Source organism: Parapedobacter sp. 2B3 (assembly GCF_041925275.1).
In the GTDB taxonomy this organism is placed as follows: Bacteria; Bacteroidota; Bacteroidia; order Sphingobacteriales; family Sphingobacteriaceae; genus Parapedobacter; species Parapedobacter pyrenivorans_A.
In genome coordinates this window covers 346,913-365,116 of record NZ_JBHEUZ010000002.1, presented here as the reverse complement: position 1 = coordinate 365,116, position 18,204 = coordinate 346,913, and the positions used below count along the sequence as shown (strand labels likewise).

Below are 18,204 nucleotides of genomic sequence, written 5' to 3'. Positions count from 1 at the left end.
TGGTTGTTTTCATCATCATTGGTTTTAAATGTATTCCCGCGGTACCGGAAACTGAACCGTAGCGGGTATCAAAAAGTTATAATTGCTCCGTTCGCTTATGCCCCCTCTTAAGCTTTCCCAAGGATACAGGCATTCCCATAACAAATAATTAACAAAAGATTAACAAGATTAACGTCCCGGCACTTACCATCACAACCAATTGTTAATCAGTCGTTTTATTCCAAAAAATAAATGTACCCCGATTTGTAGAAGAAACGATTTCCAGCTTGCCGTCACCATTCAAATCGACGGCTAGCAAGTCAGATCCGGCGCCCGAACGGTTGTGCACCAGTTCCGGTTCAAAGCGTGCACCACCGGGTGCATGGACATCACGGACCGTCCGGAAACAATACAATACTGCCGCACCGCTGGGGTCGGGGTCGAGGTGTGTATCCAGGTGCGACCAATACCGCTTCCCAGCGATGAAATCGGGGATGCCATCACCATCGATGTCCGCAAATGTGGTACCATGCAACTGTGAAAACGTGACCCCGCCGGCATTCTCGGTCGAGTAGTCATCCATGATCATATGACGTGTAAACGCAATCGTTCCCGATGCATCTCGCCGTTGTTCATACCACGCCAAACCAAAGCCATGTGCATTGAGACTGGTTACGACATCGTTGTATCCGTCGCCGTTCACATCGTACACCGCCATGACACTGCCGCCCATCCCGCCACCGCGGTGACCATATCGCCCGAAAGCCACGGGATGATATACCCAAGGAGCACTTGCATCGAGCTGCGCAGGCTGCTCCCACCATCCATTGGGATTGGTAATATCTGGCCGGCCGTCGCCGTTGATATCGCCGACACCAACGCCATGCGCCGTATAATATCCGGCATCAGACACCGGATAAGACTTCCAAGGCCGGGTAGGATCTGCCGGATCAAATTTTGCATAGTTAAGCACGCGGTTGCCACTGGTTCCGTATACAATTTCAGGCCGGCCATCGCCATCAATATCCGTAAACACGGTCACTTCCGAGTTGATGTTGCCGGGGATAACAGCATGCATTTCCCAACGCCGGGACTCCCCTTTGGGATTGATGTACAAGCGGCCAAATGGTGCCGCAGAAAACACATCCTGCCAGCCGTCACCATTGAAATCATAGGCGTACTGGCAATTCACTTCGGAAAATTGCTGGGAGGGATTGTACGTCACCCCTTGAAAAATTTCGCGATAGGAAGTATAATCCGGACCATAATAAATATGGGGGCCGGCCACGACATCCATGATTCCGTCCTTGTTGAAATCTGCTGCCGCAGAGCTAAACGAATAATACATGTCGCTTAGCTGCTGCACTTCATAGCGGGCCGATGTGGCTTCTTTAGGTGTATGCCGAAGTGCGAGATCCTTGTATTTGAAGTCTTTGTAACGTACCTCCGCTTTGCCCCTTACGTATAATGCGATGGGGCCATATTCGCCAAACTCCACATCCGCCGCACCGCCGGGGCCAATTCCGTCGTTGATGAACCCCCTTAGGATATTCATATCCAACACACATTCCAGCTGGTTCCATCCATTTACCTGGAAAGCCGTCTCCGGTCGGGGAATGGGCAATACCGGACCTGCATGCTCCCGGCTGCGGTTTGGCTGTCGCGAACTTTCTTCACGGTTGCCATTGGATGAATGGGCAGCGTTGGGATCGGGCGGTGGTGCCACGCGCATCATCCCTCCTGCGCGTCTCAATAGGGTACGATTCAGTTCGTTTCCTTTGTTGTCCAATACCAATCCATATGCGGCCGATTCATCGTTTTTCAACGAGACGAAGATACCCTTCCAACCGCCGTCCGTTTTTTCGAGCCGAAGCAACACGCCCGCTTCTCCATCTCCCTCCATCTTCACCAGTGTGTTGAACGTCACATCCTGGAAGGACTGATCCAATAATAGCAGGCTGGCCGTTGTATCGGTCGACTTGACTATCCATTCGCCACGCTCAGCACGCCAATCGGCCGTTCCGAATTTGCTCCAACGGGCCATACCAGACCCTTCGAATAGGTAATCGGGCTGGAAACTGAGACCCCGCCCTTGGGTCTCCCCCTCCTGTGCATAGGAAAACCCCGCCGCACAAGCTAGGGTAAACAGGATAATCATTGCTTTTTTCATCGTCAGTCCCCCTGTTATTTGATATGGTTCGTTACATGCTCGATTCCCCACCTGGCCACGTTGTCATAATCGATGTCCTGGAATTTGCCGCTCCACTGTGCAATGACATAGGTGCCTTTGAACCCCGCGTTTTCGGCCAATTGGATACACCGATCGAAATCGTAGGAGGTATGCTCCATCAGATCATTGAAGTCTACCATTTTTGCAGAAACCACACGGGCATACGGCAGTATCTTGGAGAGGGACTCCATCATGACTTCCTCCGTGTATTGGGGAATGTAATTGCCGAAGTCGGGTTCGGTATACACCCCCGATCCCCGGACAATCTGTACATGTTTATCCGCGTCCATCTCTATCCCGAAATGGTTGGCCGTAATGATGGCCAGTTTTTTACGCTTCGCATAGCGATTCAACTCCGTGAGCGATTCGATGCTTTTTTCGACGGCGCCCTTTGGCGAGCCCGGATTTATCCGCACGCACTTCGACCCCAGAAAAGACGCGGCATCCATCCATTTTTTCACGTCCGTGATGCTCTGCCGCCGTTCGGCCTCGTCTGTGGCGGCGAGGTTATAGGAAATCCGGTCAATCTGTATATTCAGCAGCTCTGCCTTAGCCGACCTGATCTTATCACGCAACCTAGCCAGGTAATCCGGCTCCAGCGATTCGAAATGTTCATTCCAGAATTCGATTTTGCGGATGCCGAATTTATCGCGATGGTGTTCGGGGACATCCAATAAGGTTAATTCGTCTTTGATCGTATCCCATTGCTTGGGTTTCGTACGTTGGAACCGATACCTGAAGAGCAATGTACCTAGGGCAATACGATCCATCTTGGACGTAGGTAATCCAATCTTACCCAACGTAGGCGATACCCATGCCGATAAGACGATTCCTCCGGTTCTGAAAATAAATGCTTTTCTATCCATCATTATTTCTCTTTTTTGGGTAATGCATATACGATATACCCTTTGGGTACGTCGGATTCTTCTTTCGATTTGTCTTTCAAACTACCGACCGAACAGACCACCAGGTATTGCCTGCCGCCCACTTCATACATGGCAGGAAGCCCGCCCGGATTGTTCCTGCCCAAATCTGTAGACCAGAGCATGCTTCCATCATCCGTATTGTAGGCATACACCCGCCCATCCAAACACGTGGAAAACAGCAAGCCCGTTGAAGTGACCACCATCCCCTTGCCTTGCGAGCCATTGGGCATGCTCAGGTTTTCACTGTCCGGTATGCTGTCGTCATTTCCCAGCGGGATTTTCCATTTGATTTTTCCCTCATTCAGATCATAGGCGACTATGAGCGACCAAGGGGGCGTCAGTAAATTAGGCACGCCGAGCCCCCAATTGTTGGTTTCGACATATTCAGACCGGGGGCCGGTATATGTGCCGGGGTAGTCTGTCATCCGTTGTCCACCGGACGGTGGGAGATCGACGGGCACACCGCCCGATGCCACCACAGGTCCCTCAGGGAGTTCGACTGTATCATCGTCCCTATTTCCGCGCCCTCCGCCCCCCCGCTGTGCTTCGGGAGTAAGGTAGGTGTAGATGGCCGCAACCTCCGTGGCAGTGAGGTGGGGCAAGCCTGGCATCCGCCCTTTGCCTACTGCCACAATACCGCTAAAGGCCGCGGCATTTACTTTTATGCTTAAATTCACCAACGTGGTGCCCAAACCGTCTATGCCGGCCCGATTCTCGCCGTGGCATGCTTGGCAATGTTGTGCATACAGGGCCTTCCCCCGTGCGAACGCTTCGGGTGTGTCGCCCGAATTTCGCCCTGCCCCGAATCGTTGTGGAGACGCCTCCCTCTTTTTTAATCGGTAAAAATTGACCAGTTCTTGGGTCTGCACGTAGACAATCCCATTTCGGGGATCCGCTGCCGTATTGCCGAAGTTTGCACCGCCCACCGCGCCGGGATTGGTGACCACCTCGTATTGGTCTGAAAGCGGGTGGAAAAGTCCCTTCTTTGCGGCAGTTACCCGTGCCGTCCATTTTGCCTTATCGGCTGGCGGAAAATACGGATTGATGTCATCGGCGGTAACCAACTGGCGGTTGAACGGCGGCACCACGGTCGGAAACGGCTGTGTGGGCCATGCCTGTTCATTCGGCATGTCACTCGCTGGCACCGGCCGCTCTTCGATGGGCCACAGGGGCTCACCCGTTACCCGGTCAAAAACAAAGAGAAATCCGTGTTTGGAGGCAACCGCCACCGCATCTATTTTTTCGCCGTCGTGGTCAACGGTAATCAATTGGGGAGCCGCTGTCAGGTCATAGTCCCAGATATCATGGTGAACCGTCTGGAAATGCCACAGCCTTTCGCCCGTACGCGCATCCAGCGCCAGGATGCAATTGCCAAACAGATTGCTTCCGGGCCTATCCGCACCGTCATAGTCATACGTCGGCGATCCAATCGGAAAATAAGCAATGCCCCGGTCTTTATCTACCGAAATTTCACCCCATGTGTTGGTGCCGCCTACGTACTTATAGGCTTCTTCCGGCCAGGTATCATAACCATATTCACCGGGATGCGGAATGGTGTGGAATACCCATACCAGTTCACCTGTAATCACATTGTAGGCACGCAGATGGCCCGGTCCGGAGAACAGATTTTCGCCGGGAGCCGATCCAAGTATGATCAAGTCTTCGAAGACCTTACCGGGGGTGGTAGATGTAGCCCGACCGAAGGTTGCCGGATCCCGGCCCAACCCCTGCTTGAGATCGACATACCCACCGTTGCCAAATGACATGATCGATTTGCCGGTATTCGCATCAATCGCCTGCAACGTATTGTTCAAGCAAATCAATAGCCGTTTCTCCTTCTTGTCTTCGCTTTGCCAGAAATTGACACCTCTCTGTATGATTCCCCGCAGGTTGGTATGTATCCAAAGCTCCTCTCCCGTGGCAGCATCGATCGCAACGAGGGAATTGTTTTTTGCCAGCACATACATCACACCATCAACGATGACCGGGTTGAAGCGGTAATTTACTTGGTCGCCCGTCGGATAGACGAACGCAACTTCCAATTGATCCACATTCTCTCTGGTAATCTGCGTGTGGTCTACATATTTGGACTGGTCGGGTCCTCCGCCATAGTCACTCCATTCTTTGTATCGTGTACCCCCCTCCGGACCACACGACCCGCACAACGCGATAAATAAAATTCCAAAAACTGCCGTTCTATGCATGGTTGCCATTCGGTTACAATTGGTTAAAACTAAACGCTCCATTATTAAATCGACGGCGCCAAATCGAGGAGCCAAGGGAGCCGTCAAAAATTCCAGTCAAGATTAATCGAACAGCCATAATAAACTATTAACAAACCATTAACATTCAACAGAACGACAAAAAAAAGACGTAACGCACTGGTTATCAATCAACATAAAACAACACAGGCGACGCAACTTTATTGTTAACGATGCTATTGGATTACGAGATGATGGTAATTCGGCTCTCGCCGCGAACAGCGAGGCCATACCGATGTCTTTCCCCGATTCAGCTAGAGATTAGATGAGGCACTAAGCGAAAAGGCTATGAAAGTATCGTCCGGTAGTCTTTCCCAAATTCTTCCCCATAAATATGGCGGTATTCGTTGCAGAAGTTCTCAAAGGTTTGCGTAGCCAATGAATGGTTGCCCATATATGCCAATGCCTTGCATTTGATTGTCATCGCTTCTTCGTGGACAGGATCAAAATAGAAGATATTATTGGCCAGCTCAACCATAAACTCCGGATCTTCCGTAATCTTCACATGTTCTGCAAAGCGCATGTAGGTATTGATCACCTGGATGGATACTTCCCCCTTGAAGGTGTCGAGCCATTCGTAATCCGTTTCCGAAAGGAACCCACCCCGTTGCACAATGGCCGACAGCTCTTGGATGCGCTCCTTGTTCAACATGTCTTTGTTGGTCACGATGGCCAGGTAATTCTTATAGTCGATGTAGCTATCATCGTCTGCCTGGAATTTCCAATAGCCGGTTTCCTTGGAGATCTTCGCGCTCCCCAGCCGCTCTAATATGGCATTGATCTTGGCAATGTTGACCGATCGGTTGTTGCGGGCACTCTCGGCAGATTTATCAAACCAGAATTGTTCGGTCAGTTTTTCCGAGCTGATGCCCCGCCCCCGCCGAAGCGTATGGAGCAATATGACCAAGAATAATTCTTTGATAAGCGGGGTGAAACTACGCGTCATATCTGCCCCCTCCGAGTCAAAAAGCTGCAAATCCCCGCCAAAAAGAAAGATGCTGCGCTTATCTGGCTGTTGTTCGGGCACAACAGGATGACGTGGCCGATCTTCTTTATACCCGGTAGCCGATTGCGTGCCAACGGGGACGCGCCTGTTCTTTAAATTCCATTTCCTTAAAAGAACCCATACGCCCAGCAGCCCTACGGCACCCAAACCGATATAAAGTAAATTCCATGTTTTCCGCGTTCGCCCCGGGGGGCCACCCACGGCATCGTACGGAAGCGGCGGGCTAGACAGTGCATACATCTTAACTGCGGTGGTTTCCTCTTGCTCGCTATACAATAACGTAGCGGCCCCAAAACGCTTGCTGCCCGGACAATAAAACAGGTCGGAAAATGATTGGATATCGTAGAAAAAATACGGGATAGGGGCCGCCAACTCCGTTAAACCGGGCTTGGTCAACGAGCCCGCCACCAATTGCAAATTCGAATGGTATCTATTCTTCGGAAATACCAGCCCATAAAATTGATTGCTTTTCTCGTCTATAATCAATGAGTTTGCCCATGCAAACCCCTCTTCGCCCGCATCAAACTCGTAGATTTTTGCGAGCGTTTTATTTTTGACATCGAAGAAAACCAAATCGTAAATATGCTTTGGATTGAGCATTTGCTGGCCGGAAACACTCCCATATCCCCCCAAAATATAGGCCCCATCCGGGGTAGCACCCACTGCGGCGAGGTATCGGGGAGTCAGCGGGTCACCACCCGTTGTAAGCAAATCCCATTGCCCGTTGGGTCCATACCGGTGAATGTCGTTTTTGAAGAGAAAATGCCCGTACCCGCCGATAAAGTACAGGCCGCTATCAATCGGCGACTGAAATTTGTTAAAATGGAGGTAGCTGGTACCCTCCCCCGGGTACGTAAAGTTTTCCGACCAACGCAGGGATTGAAAGTCAAAGACCGATACCGTTTGCTGGTCGATGCATATGTTCAGCAATCGATTGGTCAACGTGTCGAAAAAAGACTGGCTCCCATTGATCAATAGTAACGGCCCCGATTGATACTTGAAAACAGTGCGTTCGCCCGTGGGCACATGGATACGCATCAGGGAGTCCCGTCCCACGATGAATACGCTTTCTGCACGGGGGTCGAATGCCGTGCTGGCCCTCCCGCTGATCTTGACATCCGCGAGCAATCCCCATTCGTAATGCGATCGCTTGATCCATTGCGGATTGATGGCCGAAGCGGTCATCCGCCCGACCACGTCGGCTATTTCCTTACCTTCCTCTTCATCCAGCGGCCAATGGTGCGCCAAGCGTTTCCCTTTCCGGATCTGAACATTCCGTATCTTCATCGCCGGCACATCGGTGGTCTTAAATGTTTTGTAGTCGTTATACCCAAAAAGGACCTTCAAACAGCTTTGCGTGCCGATGGCCAATTTCCCGGTATAAACATTGTCGCCACATGTTACCGTCAGCAGGCCCGACTTCGCATCCAACTTGATCGCAATGCGCACCCATTCCTTAAAAAGCTTACTGGAATCGATGTTAAAGGCAATATTGGAAAACTTATCACCCAGTACGATTTTAAAATGCTTTTCCACATTGTCCAGGCGATCGTATAATAAATCGATATTGGTCTTATCATTGGCGATGATGCGCACCACGTAACCGAAATAATCGGTTCGGTTCGGCATGAAGGAGAGCTCAAATGACAACTCGGCTTCACCGTCAAAACAAATTTGCTTGCCGCTGCTTACATCCAATCCCGTCCGTTGGTCTAAAACGGCTTCATGCCCCGCGAAACCCAATCCATACTGTGCACTCAGGTGTATGGGAGACGTCACCATATATCCTAGGATACACCAAAAAACATGAAAGGTCCACGATTTCAACACCTAACCAATAGATTTATAAATGCAGCACATCCAAATTCATCCATATACCAAATCTCCATTCATTCGGTCTGTGGATGAATGTCGCATTAGCCACCCAAAATTAGGTAATTTAAACCAATATGCAATGGCCTCATGGCATGGTAACGCTATCTAACCTGGCATCCGCTACTCATCGAGCTCTTCCTTTGTCCAAGGCTTCGTTCTATCCGCTGTCTGCTCTCGCACGCGCTTCACCCTGCCCGGCCGGACAGCCGGTGCCTTGTTGCCCAGGTCATTGCGGATATAGCTCAATACCGCCGCGATGTATTCATCGTCGTTGGTACCCAACGGCGGCATCATGTTTGTATAGGTTTTCCCGTCAATGGGTCCGGTAAGGCCGTGCAACAGGATTTTTATCAACTTGTTCGGATCACCGTTCACCGTGGCATTGCCCGCCAGTACCGGCGCAGCCGCTGCGCCGCCACCGATGTTCAGCCCCTTGCCATCCGCGCCATGGCACGATGCGCAAAATTCCTTAAAAATAGTCGCTCCGCGTTTCACCCGTTTCTGGTCTTCGATGGCCAGCAACGCGGCCTCTTTTTCCGCATTGGCCCGCTCCATCAACCGGTTTGCATACCGTTGCTGCGATACAGCCAGTATATCGTCGGGATGCGCCCTCAACAGCTCATCTACCAGCCCTTTGGCCCGTGCCGATCCATCAAACCGCATGTTGAGTCCCAGTTGGAAACGTACTTCCGCATCCGGATCGTCCTTCAGCTGATACAGGGCATCGAACAGCACCTGGTCGTTTTTCCAAACAGCCCCATCAGCTACCCATACAGCATTTCTGCGAACGTTGGCATCGCTATCGCCCAAAGCGGCGGTAAGCGTCGCCCGGTCCAATATTCCCAGCCCGTCCAATGTCCACAAGGCATGGATACGTGCCAATTGCCCTGGCGACGAAACGGCCATTTTCCGAAGATCGCCCCCCACGCTGGTATCGCCACGCAGCACCAGCAGTTTCTGCGCATTGTCCCGCCACCAACCGTTCGGGTACTGCAGGTACTGGACCAGCTGAGCCGGCTTTTCATCCAGCATTTTCGGACGGGTGGTGTCCGGTTTCATCCCGTCGTAAACCAGTCGGTAAATGCGGCCGCGGCCGATGTTCTTGTCCAGCCCGCGTTCCACGATTTTGGGCCGCAGGAAACTTCCTTCTTTGGTCCATTCGCTTTCCTGGATGATACCGCGGTACATATCCACGATGTAGAGGTTGCCGTCGGGGCCGGTCTGCGTGTTCACGGGTCTGAAATTCATATCGGACGACGCAATGAATTCTTCCTCCTCGTATGCGTTTGTGAGTGAGATCTTACCTCCGGTATTGGTTATTTTGGCCCGCCTGATCAGCCTTCCGACCGGTTCGCAGATAAACAGGTCTCCAACCATATCGTCGGGCAATGACGTTCCCCGGAAAATCGATTGCCCGGTGCATGCCGTAAAATGGTTCAACGTGCTGTCCGGCCGGAGCCTGTTCAGCCCACCTTGTACGTCGGGCGTGGAAATCACCGGCCATACGGCCTTGAATTTGTCGTCGTACTGATCGTTGAAATCGAGGCGGCCGTAGTAGGGGTTTTGCTGAAAACCCAACGCCGGGATTTCAGCACCTGCTGCAGAATAGAATAACCGGCCATAATCGTCGTTGGCCAGCCCCCACTGTCCGCCCGGGCTTTCTTCCAGCTCTTCAGCCACCAGCTTACCCTGGTCATAACGGTACCGCACATTTTCAACGGTCAGGTAAAGCCGGTTGTCCAGATTCCATACCAGGCCGCTCCGTTGGTGTTCCAGGTTGTTGGTATTCGGCCGGTCATTGACGAAAACCTTTTCTTTCTCGTCTGCTATGCCATCGCCGTCGCTATCGCGGTAGCTATAAATGCTGTTGTCGAACGTCTCGGCCACCAACAACCGATCGTCCAGCGGGAGAATCATCCGGGGCAGTACCAACTTGTCGATAAAGACCACGGCCTTGTCCATCTTCCCGTCCCCATCCGTGTCTTCCAGCCGTTTGATCGAACATACCGGTTGCATTTCACCCGTGCCGTTCACATCCTGCATGTAGGTGTTCATCTCGGCAACAAACATCCGCCCATTGGCATCCCACGCAATCGCCACGGGCTCGTGGATCATGGGCTCGCTTGCCACCAATTCTAGCCGGTATCCCGGTTGCAAGTAAATCTGCGCCATGCTTTCCGCCGGCGACAGGTACGCGGGTGAGGGCATCGTATCGACGATAACTTTGCCGTTTTCGTCCCGTTTGAGCGACTTGACCGGCCCATTGCATGACACGGCAAGTCCCATAACCGAAAGTGCACCCACCAAACCAATTACATATTGTCTTATCATTATCTGTTTAATTTTAGTTGTCTGCTTATCTGATTCCCTTGCAGCCACCTAGCGTCCCATGGCGTAGGTGATGCCACCCCATAGGTGCTGCAGGAAAAGCGGTTCGGAAAAGGATTCCTCCGTATGTCCGAGCCCGGTGTAAAAGGCCCTCCCACCATCGTATGCATGGTACCAGGAAATCGGATGGGGGTTGCCCATCCCCTGCTCTCCGGGGTCGTAGCTTGTTTCATCAAGATTGATCAGCACGTGCACATCTTCGGGCCGCTTTCTGAATTTGTACCATTCATCCTTCCGCCGCCACTGCGCTGGCAACGGTTCGGTAGCCGGGAAATCCCGGTTGACCACTTCCAGCAACGCTTCCTGCGGTGCCGGATGCCCGGCGAAGTAGGCCCCTACCAACTTGCCGAACCACGGCCAGTCATACTCGCAATCCGTTGCAGCATGGACACCCACAAACCCGCCACCCGCTTGGATATACCGCTCAAATGCCTCTTGCTGGGCATCGTCCAGTACGTCGCCGGTTGTGCTTAGAAAAACCACGGCATCGTATTGCTTCAGCATGGCATCAGTGAATTTGCCTGCATCCACCGTACTGTCTACGCTGACGCCATGCGTTGACCCCAACTGCTGGATAGCGTGTATTCCTTGCTCGATGGAATTGTGATGAAAGCCCGCGGTTTTGCAGAAAACCAGAATTTTGCCGGTTTGGGCATCTGCATGGCCGGCAAAAAGCACCTGCCCAATAATGCAAAGCATCACCCATGGGCACCTCATTTTTATCTTTCTCATACCTATCAATTATCTTACATACGTTTCAACCGACCATCCAACACCCATGTTTCCCCTTTTTTGGTTTTGAAATTCACCGCCCGGTTGCCGAGGCGCAGTGTCAGCTTCCCGCCTTTTTCCGAAAAAATGCGGGCTTCCCTCAACGTCCCATCCGCCCATGAAAGGTCTATTGTAAAACCTCCCCGCGCGCGCAATCCTTTTACCGATCCCGTTGCCAGGTCTGTCGGCAGCGAAGGCAACAAGTGCACTTCGAATCGATTCCCTTTCAGCGGCACATGGCTTTGCACCAGCATCTCCGCAATGGCGGCCGTAGCACCGAAATTCCCGTCGATCTGGAAAGGCGGGTGGTTGTCGAACAAGTTCGGCAATGTCTTCTCCCGCAATAATACCCCCAACAGTTTGTAGGCATGGTCGCCATCGTGCAAACGGTTCCACATATTGATCTTCCAGGCCAACCCCCAGCCCGTACCGTCATCTCCGCGGGCAATCAGGGTCTTTTTGGCCGCTTCCGCAAGTTCGGGTGTTCCCGTTACCGATATCTGGTTGCCGGGGTGGAGTGCGAACAAATGGGAAGTATGCCGATGGTGCGGCTCCACTTCTTTGTAATCTTCCACCCATTCCATTACCCGGCCGGTCGTTTCGCTGATCCGGATGGGTGCCAACCGGGAAAGTGTTTTCAAACAGGTTTCCCTGAAATCTTTGTCGACACCCAAAATCCTCGTAGCGGCAATGCAGTTGGCCAAGAGGTCATGGATGATCTCTAGGTCCATGGTTGCGCCGTAGGTAAACACCGATTGCTCGCCGTTTGGCAGAAAAAAGGCGTTTTCCGGCGAGTAGGAGGGGTTTGTCACCAATTTCCCCGCTACGGGCGTGCCCGCAGGCGCTTCCACCAGAAAATCGAGGATAAACGCTGCTGCCCCCTTCATCAATGGATAGGCGCGTTGCCGCAGGAAAGCGGTATCCAGCGTGTAGCAATAGTGCTCCCACGGGTGTTGTGCCAACCAGGCGGCCCCCATCGGCCAGATACCCTGCGGCCCGTCCGCAGGGGCCGTAAATCCCCAGGCATCGGTCAAGTGGTGCACCACCCAGCCATCGGCACCGTAAAGTACCCTGGCCGTACGTTCACCGGGTTTTACCAGGGCTTCCGCGAGGTCAAACAAGGGCAGGTGCATTTCGGGAAGGTTCGTGATCTCCGCCGGCCAGTAATTCATCTGCAGATTGATATTGGTGTGATAATCCGCATTCCAGGGTGGGTTCATCTGCCAGGCCCACAATCCCTGCAGGTTGGCGGGCATGGTGCCGGGCCGCGAACTGGCAATCAACAGGTAGCGGCCATATTGAAAGTACGTTCCTACCAGTGATGGATGGAGCTGCCCCGTTTTCCGGGCGTCTTCCAACAGTTCGTCTGTGGCCAGCTGCTTTCCTTTTTCGTCCGAAACCGCCAGGTTGAGCTCCGTGCGGCCGTAGTATCGTTGATGCTCCTCGATCTGGGCCGTTCTCACCGTTTCATACGACGGGCGCATCGCCTTCGCAAGGACCGCTGCGCAGCGATCTTCGGGAACGCCCGAAAAGTCGTATATATCTGAAATATGTGCCAATCCGGGGTGGTTGGTCGCCCCGGCAATGTATAAGGTCAGCGTATCGGCATCGGTCACAGCCATCACATTATCGCGAAAGGCGATATGGCCGCCCGCTGTGACCGCCTTTAGCTGTGCGGCAAACCGGATACCACGGGCCTTCCCGTCGGCATCCTTGATCGGCAACCGCCCCTTCAACAGCAACGACCGGGCATCCGTGGGGTGGGGCATTGCCACGGCATCCTGCTGGCGCCGCAACGAAAACGCACCGGAGATCTTCCCGCCCCTATCGGCGGTAAGGCGCATCACAAGGACATCATAATCCACGGAAGCGAAGGTTTCGCGGGTGTACCAAACGCCTTCATGACGGTACCTTACGGTAACGATACCCGTAGCCAGGTCGAGGCTTCGTGTATAATCCGTTACCGCAAGATGGGGGGTATCGAACCAAAGTTCGCCCAGCGATTGGTAAGGCTTCACGCCACGTGGGCGTCCCATCATCGTCTGCTCCGCGAGCCGCACGGCTTCGTTATTTTTATTCTCAAAAAGAAGCCTACGGACCTCAGGCAAAGTTTTTAGCGATTCGGGATTGTTGGGATCCAGCGCATAGCCGTCCCAAAGCGAACTTTCATTGAGCTGAATCCGCTCATCGGCAGCCCCGCCGAATACCATGGCTCCCAATCGGCCGTTGCCGATCGGCAACGCTTCTTCCCACACGCGGGCCGATTGTTTATACCATAGGATATCCTTCCCCGCGGGCCGGGTACCCCCGCTTGAAAAATGTGCCCGATCCAACCATTCGGCACGGATCTCTCCCGTACGTGCGCTGGCCGCCGGAACGGACTGCGTCGCGTCGGTTTGGGCGAAAGCGAAGAAGTGGGCAAACAGCAATAAAGTGAGCGCGGTCGTCGTTAGCTTTGTCATCATCATTTGGTTATTTCGTTATGTCGGCATCATCTTATTCATTCCCTTTTCCGGAGCTCCGCTCGGGGAGCTGCAGCGACAGGGGCTTTTCTTTGCGCAGTACGCGACCCGCTTCGCCGGTGAGCCAGAGGTAATGATCGGAAGGGACCCCTTCCATGCCCACAAAAGAAGTAGACGGGCTAGTCGGCGGGGTATCGGTGGTCTTGAAAATAGCCGTCGCTTCGTTCACCTCGTCAAACATGGCCACATACAGCATGGATGCGCCCGACCGCAGCACGGTGGCAATCTGCTGCCAGTAGAACTTGCCGCCCATACGCGGGATAGAGCCCACGGGCTTGATGTCGTCCGGAAACTCGTACCGACTTAGGTTATGCCAGCTGAAACCGGGGTAAACACAAGGCACATATTCAACGCCGTTTTCCTTGCACCATTTGATATCTTCCAACGTATTGTCGCGTAACCGATCCATGTCGTTATGCAGCAACGGACTGTAACGCTGCACGGTCCACGGCAACGCGATGTCTGCCATCTTGATCAGCTCGTGCAGGTAAGGATCGTTCACGCAATCCGCATTGAGCTGGCGGAAGGCCGTAGGGATACCCAGCATGACCGTGCATCCCCCGTATACCGGATCATTTTTCAAGAAATCGATCAAGCGTTCCAATCCGATATCCCGGATGTTGTAAGGCCTATCGGGGAAACCGACACCCCAGATGGCTACCACGGGCTTCCCGTTATGGTGCAGGTAGGTCTTCTTCCCGGTCTGGTTGGTTACCTTCAACTCGTCCACCAAGTACTTCCAATCCTCAATCAGGGCCGAGCAATCCTCTCCCTTCGCTCTCAATCCCGACAGGTCATACATCACGGCTATCGCGCGGTCATAGGTGGATGCCGCTTCAAACGCATTTTTCAAGATGGTTGCCGCGGCGTTGTTCCGGTTTTCGGGGCGCGCATTGCTGAAAAACCGCTGCATGAACACCCCATCCACCCCATATTCCTGCATCCACTTGAAATGGAGGTCTACCGTACTTTTATCATACGAACTGAAAAAGAGGGCCGGTTTCCCGTCGGGGAGCTTGAAGGGGGTTTCGTACGTCTTCTCGTACTCGGCAACATCCGGCCACATGTCGATGCCTGTTCGTTCTTCGTTGCCGTAACTGTAGTTTTTGGCGCCCGACCCATCGCCAGCTGCCCGGAACCAACCTTGGTATCCGGCCATAACGAGCCCGTTATACGAGGCATATTCGGTTTGGCTGCTATGTTTGGTCTGCGCATTCAGGGCCAGTACACTGAAACCAAACAAACCGGCAAAAAAAGAGGCTTTCAATTTTAGGAACATCATTATTGTGTTTACAATTAAGTTCGCTAAAATAGGCGCTACCATTAAAAAAAACTTAACAAAGGATTAATACGCCAATCTCATTTTAATTTGATTGATTTTTTTTTGCGTATTAACCTTCACCCATGGACATGCCTTCCCCCTCGTTGGCACCGCCATTGCCGGCCAGGCAAGGGGCTTACTTCTGCCTCTCTAGGTATGCCACCAGCGAAGCCAGCTCTTCGTAGCTCAGTGCGTTGGCCAGGCCCTCGGGCATCATCGACATCTCCAGTTCCTTTCGGTCTTTGATGTCTGCCGTTTTGATTTCCGTGGCGATACCCGCAATGTTATTGATGGTGACTTTCTCGGCCGATTCGGCGGTGACGAAGCCTACATACATTTCGCCGCTCTTCAGTTCGATCTGCACCGTGGCGAAGCCCTGCGAAATGGATGCATTCGGTTTGAGGATCGATTCCGCGATTTTCTCGCGGTTCATGATCGAACCGATCTGTCCCATGAAGGGCCCTTTCATCGGTCCACTTGCATCCACGGTGTGGCAGGCAATGCAACCCTGTTTCACGAAGAGCGCGGCACCCGCTTCGGGGTCGCCCTCTATTTGCTGCAGCGCCAGCAGCACGTCCTCGATGGAAGACTCGCCCACCTGGCCCTTTTTGTTCTTGATAGCTTCGAGGTCCACTTTCGCGGCCGCTTCCCGCGCGGCCTCCAGGTCGATGGTACCGAAGCGGTCGATGCCGAGCCGGTACTTGGTATTGAGGGCGGCATAGGAAGCCCTATCCGCCTTGCTGGCTGCTTCCCACTGTGCCATCAGGAAACCGCGGATCGCCGGGGTCGACGTCCATTCTTCCGTTTTATAGTAGGGGCCGTGCGTATCGGGGCGTGTGCCCCACCACCAGGACGTGTCGTATGCCGGCTCGCGGTGGTAGATGCGCGCCAGCGTGTTGATGATCTTTTCGCGGTAGGCAGTGTCGTCCGAATGGCCGTAAGCGCCAATCAGTGCATCCACCACGCGGTCATCGTGGAAATAACGCATGGCCCACAACGCCATATCGGTCTGTCCGGTACCCAACGCATCGATGCATTCGGCCACTGCATCCAGTGCCACCAATGCCCTCACTGAAAGGTGGGGGATGATGATTTCCGCATTGGGGGTGGCGTGCGGGCCTTCGGTGCCGAGTGCCGGTGATTTGAACGAGGCCGGCACGTCGGTATCGAGCAGTTGGCCGATAGCCTTCCGTATGCCCAGCCGGCCCACACCGATGGTGGCCGCCGCCCGTACCCGCGGGTTATCCGATTGCAGCGCCGTGAGGAACGGTTCCGCCGGCACCGCGCCGGCTAGCCCTTTGCGGTCGGCCAGGGCACGCAGGGCAAACTCCTGCAGATCGGCATCCTGCGTAGCTTCCACCAGCCTTTCAATGCCCGCCTTACCCGCCAGCTGTGCGTAGGTGTACAATGCGGCTACCCGCTGCGGTTTGTCCAGCGATCCCTTTCCAACCAGCTTCCACACGGAGGAAGCCACCCGGTCGTCCGGGTCCCGGCTCAGCAATTCAAACTGCGCTGCCTGCCGCGCTTTGGCATCGGCCGACTCCAACAGGGCGATGAGTTTGCGGTCCGATAGCTGGGTCACGTCGGCAAACGGCTGGTATTCCCACCCTTCGGGCACCACGCGGACCACATAACCGATATCGGGGCTGCCCGAATACCCGGCGCCGTCCCATGCCGATAGGTACATAATCCCTGAGCCGTCGACATCAATATCGGTAATCTGGGGCAGTTGGATGAACGGTTCCTCGGCCTGCGTAAAGGTGGGACCGTCTGCCGTGACCGGGTGCCTATACAGGTAACTCCGGCCCCAGTCGGCCATCAGCGGCGTGTTGTTGTAAGTAGCAGGCCAACGGTGGTCGTTCAAGAACAGTGAGCCCGTTCCCGAACCGCCGCCCACATCCACCAGCGCGGGGATGATTTCCTCCGTATAGTGCTTGAAAAGCAGCGGGTAGCCATATTCGCCCGATTGCAGCTGGTGGGAGAACCGGATGTTCCAGCCCCCGCCGTCGTTGGTGTTGTCGCGGGTGAACGTGTTCATCAACGGGTCGATGGCCACGTCATAGATGTTGCGCAGCCCATGCGTATACACTTCCATCTCGGTGCCGTCGGGCCGCACGCGCAGTATACCACCACCGAGCATGGTCAGTTGGGTGCCATCGCGGTCGGTGGCGTTGTGGAAGCCGAAGTCGCCCACAGCGATGTATATCCAGCCATCGATACCCAACTGGATGCCGTTGGTGGCGTGGTCGGTACCCCGCTCGGCAAGGTAAGTGGGGTTGCTCAGGTTGGTAATCAGCAGTTGCGCGGCGCTATCGGCCACGCCGTCGTTGTCGTTATCTTCGAAAACAATCAGGTCCATATTCTCGGCCTTTTCCGTTTCGGGCGAAAACCGCGTATGCAGCACATATACCTTATTGCCCATGGCGAGGATGCCGCGGGGGTTATCCACCTTGGCAAACTCGGTATGCGTATCGAGGATACCGTCGCCGTTGCAGTCGATCAGTTTCACGATGGCGCCATAGCCCATGTCCTTGCCGAGGGATCCCATCTTGTCTACACCCACGTACACGTCGCCCAGTGCCGATACGGCCATGCATGCCGGGCTGGGCACCAACGCCGCATCCGCAAATACGCGGATATCGAGGTCTTCCGGCCATTTCAGGCCTGCCGCCAAAGAGTCGGTCATCGCCGAGTATTGGTAGGTGGTTGCCAGATTACAATTACGTGTGTAGTCGGTACAGCTCCAAAAGGCTACGATGGCTACGGACATGCAGGCACTCCATTGGAATGGCTTAGCTAGGTACGTTGGCAGTGTATTGGTAAATTTCTTCATTAATTTTTTTAATCTTTTGTAAACGCTCGCCAAATATAAGTGTATTATCTAGCATAATGGGTTATTGGAGCGTATGCAATAACTACCGAACG

9 protein-coding genes are annotated in these 18,204 nt (G+C 53.7%); all 9 read right to left on the bottom strand.

Going from position 1 to position 18,204, the window contains the following annotated elements:
• Window positions 1-202: 202 nt before the first annotated feature.
• Complete coding sequence (locus tag ACEVG1_RS03770; RefSeq protein ID WP_374742227.1) at window positions 203-2,149, bottom strand: FG-GAP-like repeat-containing protein; 1,947 nt, start codon at window positions 2,147-2,149, stop codon at window positions 203-205.
• A gap of 14 nt (window positions 2,150-2,163) precedes the next feature.
• Window positions 2,164-3,078, bottom strand: coding sequence for a sugar phosphate isomerase/epimerase family protein (locus ACEVG1_RS03765; protein ID WP_374742226.1), 915 nt, complete (start codon window positions 3,076-3,078; stop codon window positions 2,164-2,166).
• A complete protein-coding gene (locus ACEVG1_RS03760) occupies window positions 3,078-5,339 on the bottom strand; it encodes a PQQ-binding-like beta-propeller repeat protein (RefSeq protein WP_374742225.1) in 2,262 nt (753 codons plus the stop codon). The genes ACEVG1_RS03765 and ACEVG1_RS03760 overlap by 1 nt, the downstream gene beginning before the upstream one ends.
• A 343-nt stretch (window positions 5,340-5,682) precedes the next feature.
• Window positions 5,683-8,184, bottom strand: a complete 2,502-nt coding sequence (locus ACEVG1_RS03755; RefSeq protein ID WP_374742224.1) for a galactose oxidase — start codon at window positions 8,182-8,184, stop codon at window positions 5,683-5,685.
• A 213-nt stretch (window positions 8,185-8,397) separates the two neighbouring features.
• A complete protein-coding gene (locus ACEVG1_RS03750) occupies window positions 8,398-10,608 on the bottom strand; it encodes a c-type cytochrome (protein ID WP_374742223.1) in 2,211 nt (736 codons plus the stop codon).
• 48 nt (window positions 10,609-10,656) lie between these two features.
• Entirely contained in the window at window positions 10,657-11,397 is a 741-nt protein-coding gene (locus ACEVG1_RS03745) for a ThuA domain-containing protein (protein WP_374742222.1), read from the bottom strand.
• A 14-nt stretch (window positions 11,398-11,411) separates the two neighbouring features.
• Window positions 11,412-13,904 (bottom strand): glycoside hydrolase N-terminal domain-containing protein, encoded by a 2,493-nt coding sequence (locus ACEVG1_RS03740; protein WP_374742221.1) that lies wholly within the window; start codon window positions 13,902-13,904, stop codon window positions 11,412-11,414.
• 28 nt (window positions 13,905-13,932) lie between these two features.
• Window positions 13,933-15,240, bottom strand: a complete 1,308-nt coding sequence (locus tag ACEVG1_RS03735; protein ID WP_374742220.1) for a glycoside hydrolase family 71/99-like protein — start codon at window positions 15,238-15,240, stop codon at window positions 13,933-13,935.
• 175 nt (window positions 15,241-15,415) lie between these two features.
• Window positions 15,416-18,112, bottom strand: coding sequence for a c-type cytochrome (locus ACEVG1_RS03730; RefSeq protein WP_374742219.1), 2,697 nt, complete (start codon window positions 18,110-18,112; stop codon window positions 15,416-15,418).
• Window positions 18,113-18,204 lie beyond the last annotated feature (92 nt).

What these genes read in the sequence shown, in the direction of transcription:
- ACEVG1_RS03745 (WP_374742222.1), bottom strand. Translation starts at nt 11,397, where the DNA reads ATGAGAAAGATAAAAATGAGGTGCCCATGGGTGATGCTTTGCATTATT.
- ACEVG1_RS03760 (WP_374742225.1), bottom strand. Translation starts at nt 5,339, where the DNA reads ATGCATAGAACGGCAGTTTTTGGAATTTTATTTATCGCGTTGTGCGGG.
- ACEVG1_RS03740 (WP_374742221.1), bottom strand. Translation starts at nt 13,904, where the DNA reads ATGATGATGACAAAGCTAACGACGACCGCGCTCACTTTATTGCTGTTT.
- ACEVG1_RS03735 (WP_374742220.1), bottom strand. Translation starts at nt 15,240, where the DNA reads ATGATGTTCCTAAAATTGAAAGCCTCTTTTTTTGCCGGTTTGTTTGGT.
- ACEVG1_RS03730 (WP_374742219.1), bottom strand. Translation starts at nt 18,112, where the DNA reads ATGAAGAAATTTACCAATACACTGCCAACGTACCTAGCTAAGCCATTC.
- ACEVG1_RS03750 (WP_374742223.1), bottom strand. Translation starts at nt 10,608, where the DNA reads ATGATAAGACAATATGTAATTGGTTTGGTGGGTGCACTTTCGGTTATG.
- ACEVG1_RS03765 (WP_374742226.1), bottom strand. Translation starts at nt 3,078, where the DNA reads ATGATGGATAGAAAAGCATTTATTTTCAGAACCGGAGGAATCGTCTTA.
- ACEVG1_RS03770 (WP_374742227.1), bottom strand. Translation starts at nt 2,149, where the DNA reads ATGAAAAAAGCAATGATTATCCTGTTTACCCTAGCTTGTGCGGCGGGG.
- ACEVG1_RS03755 (WP_374742224.1), bottom strand. Translation starts at nt 8,184, where the DNA reads ATGGTGACGTCTCCCATACACCTGAGTGCACAGTATGGATTGGGTTTC.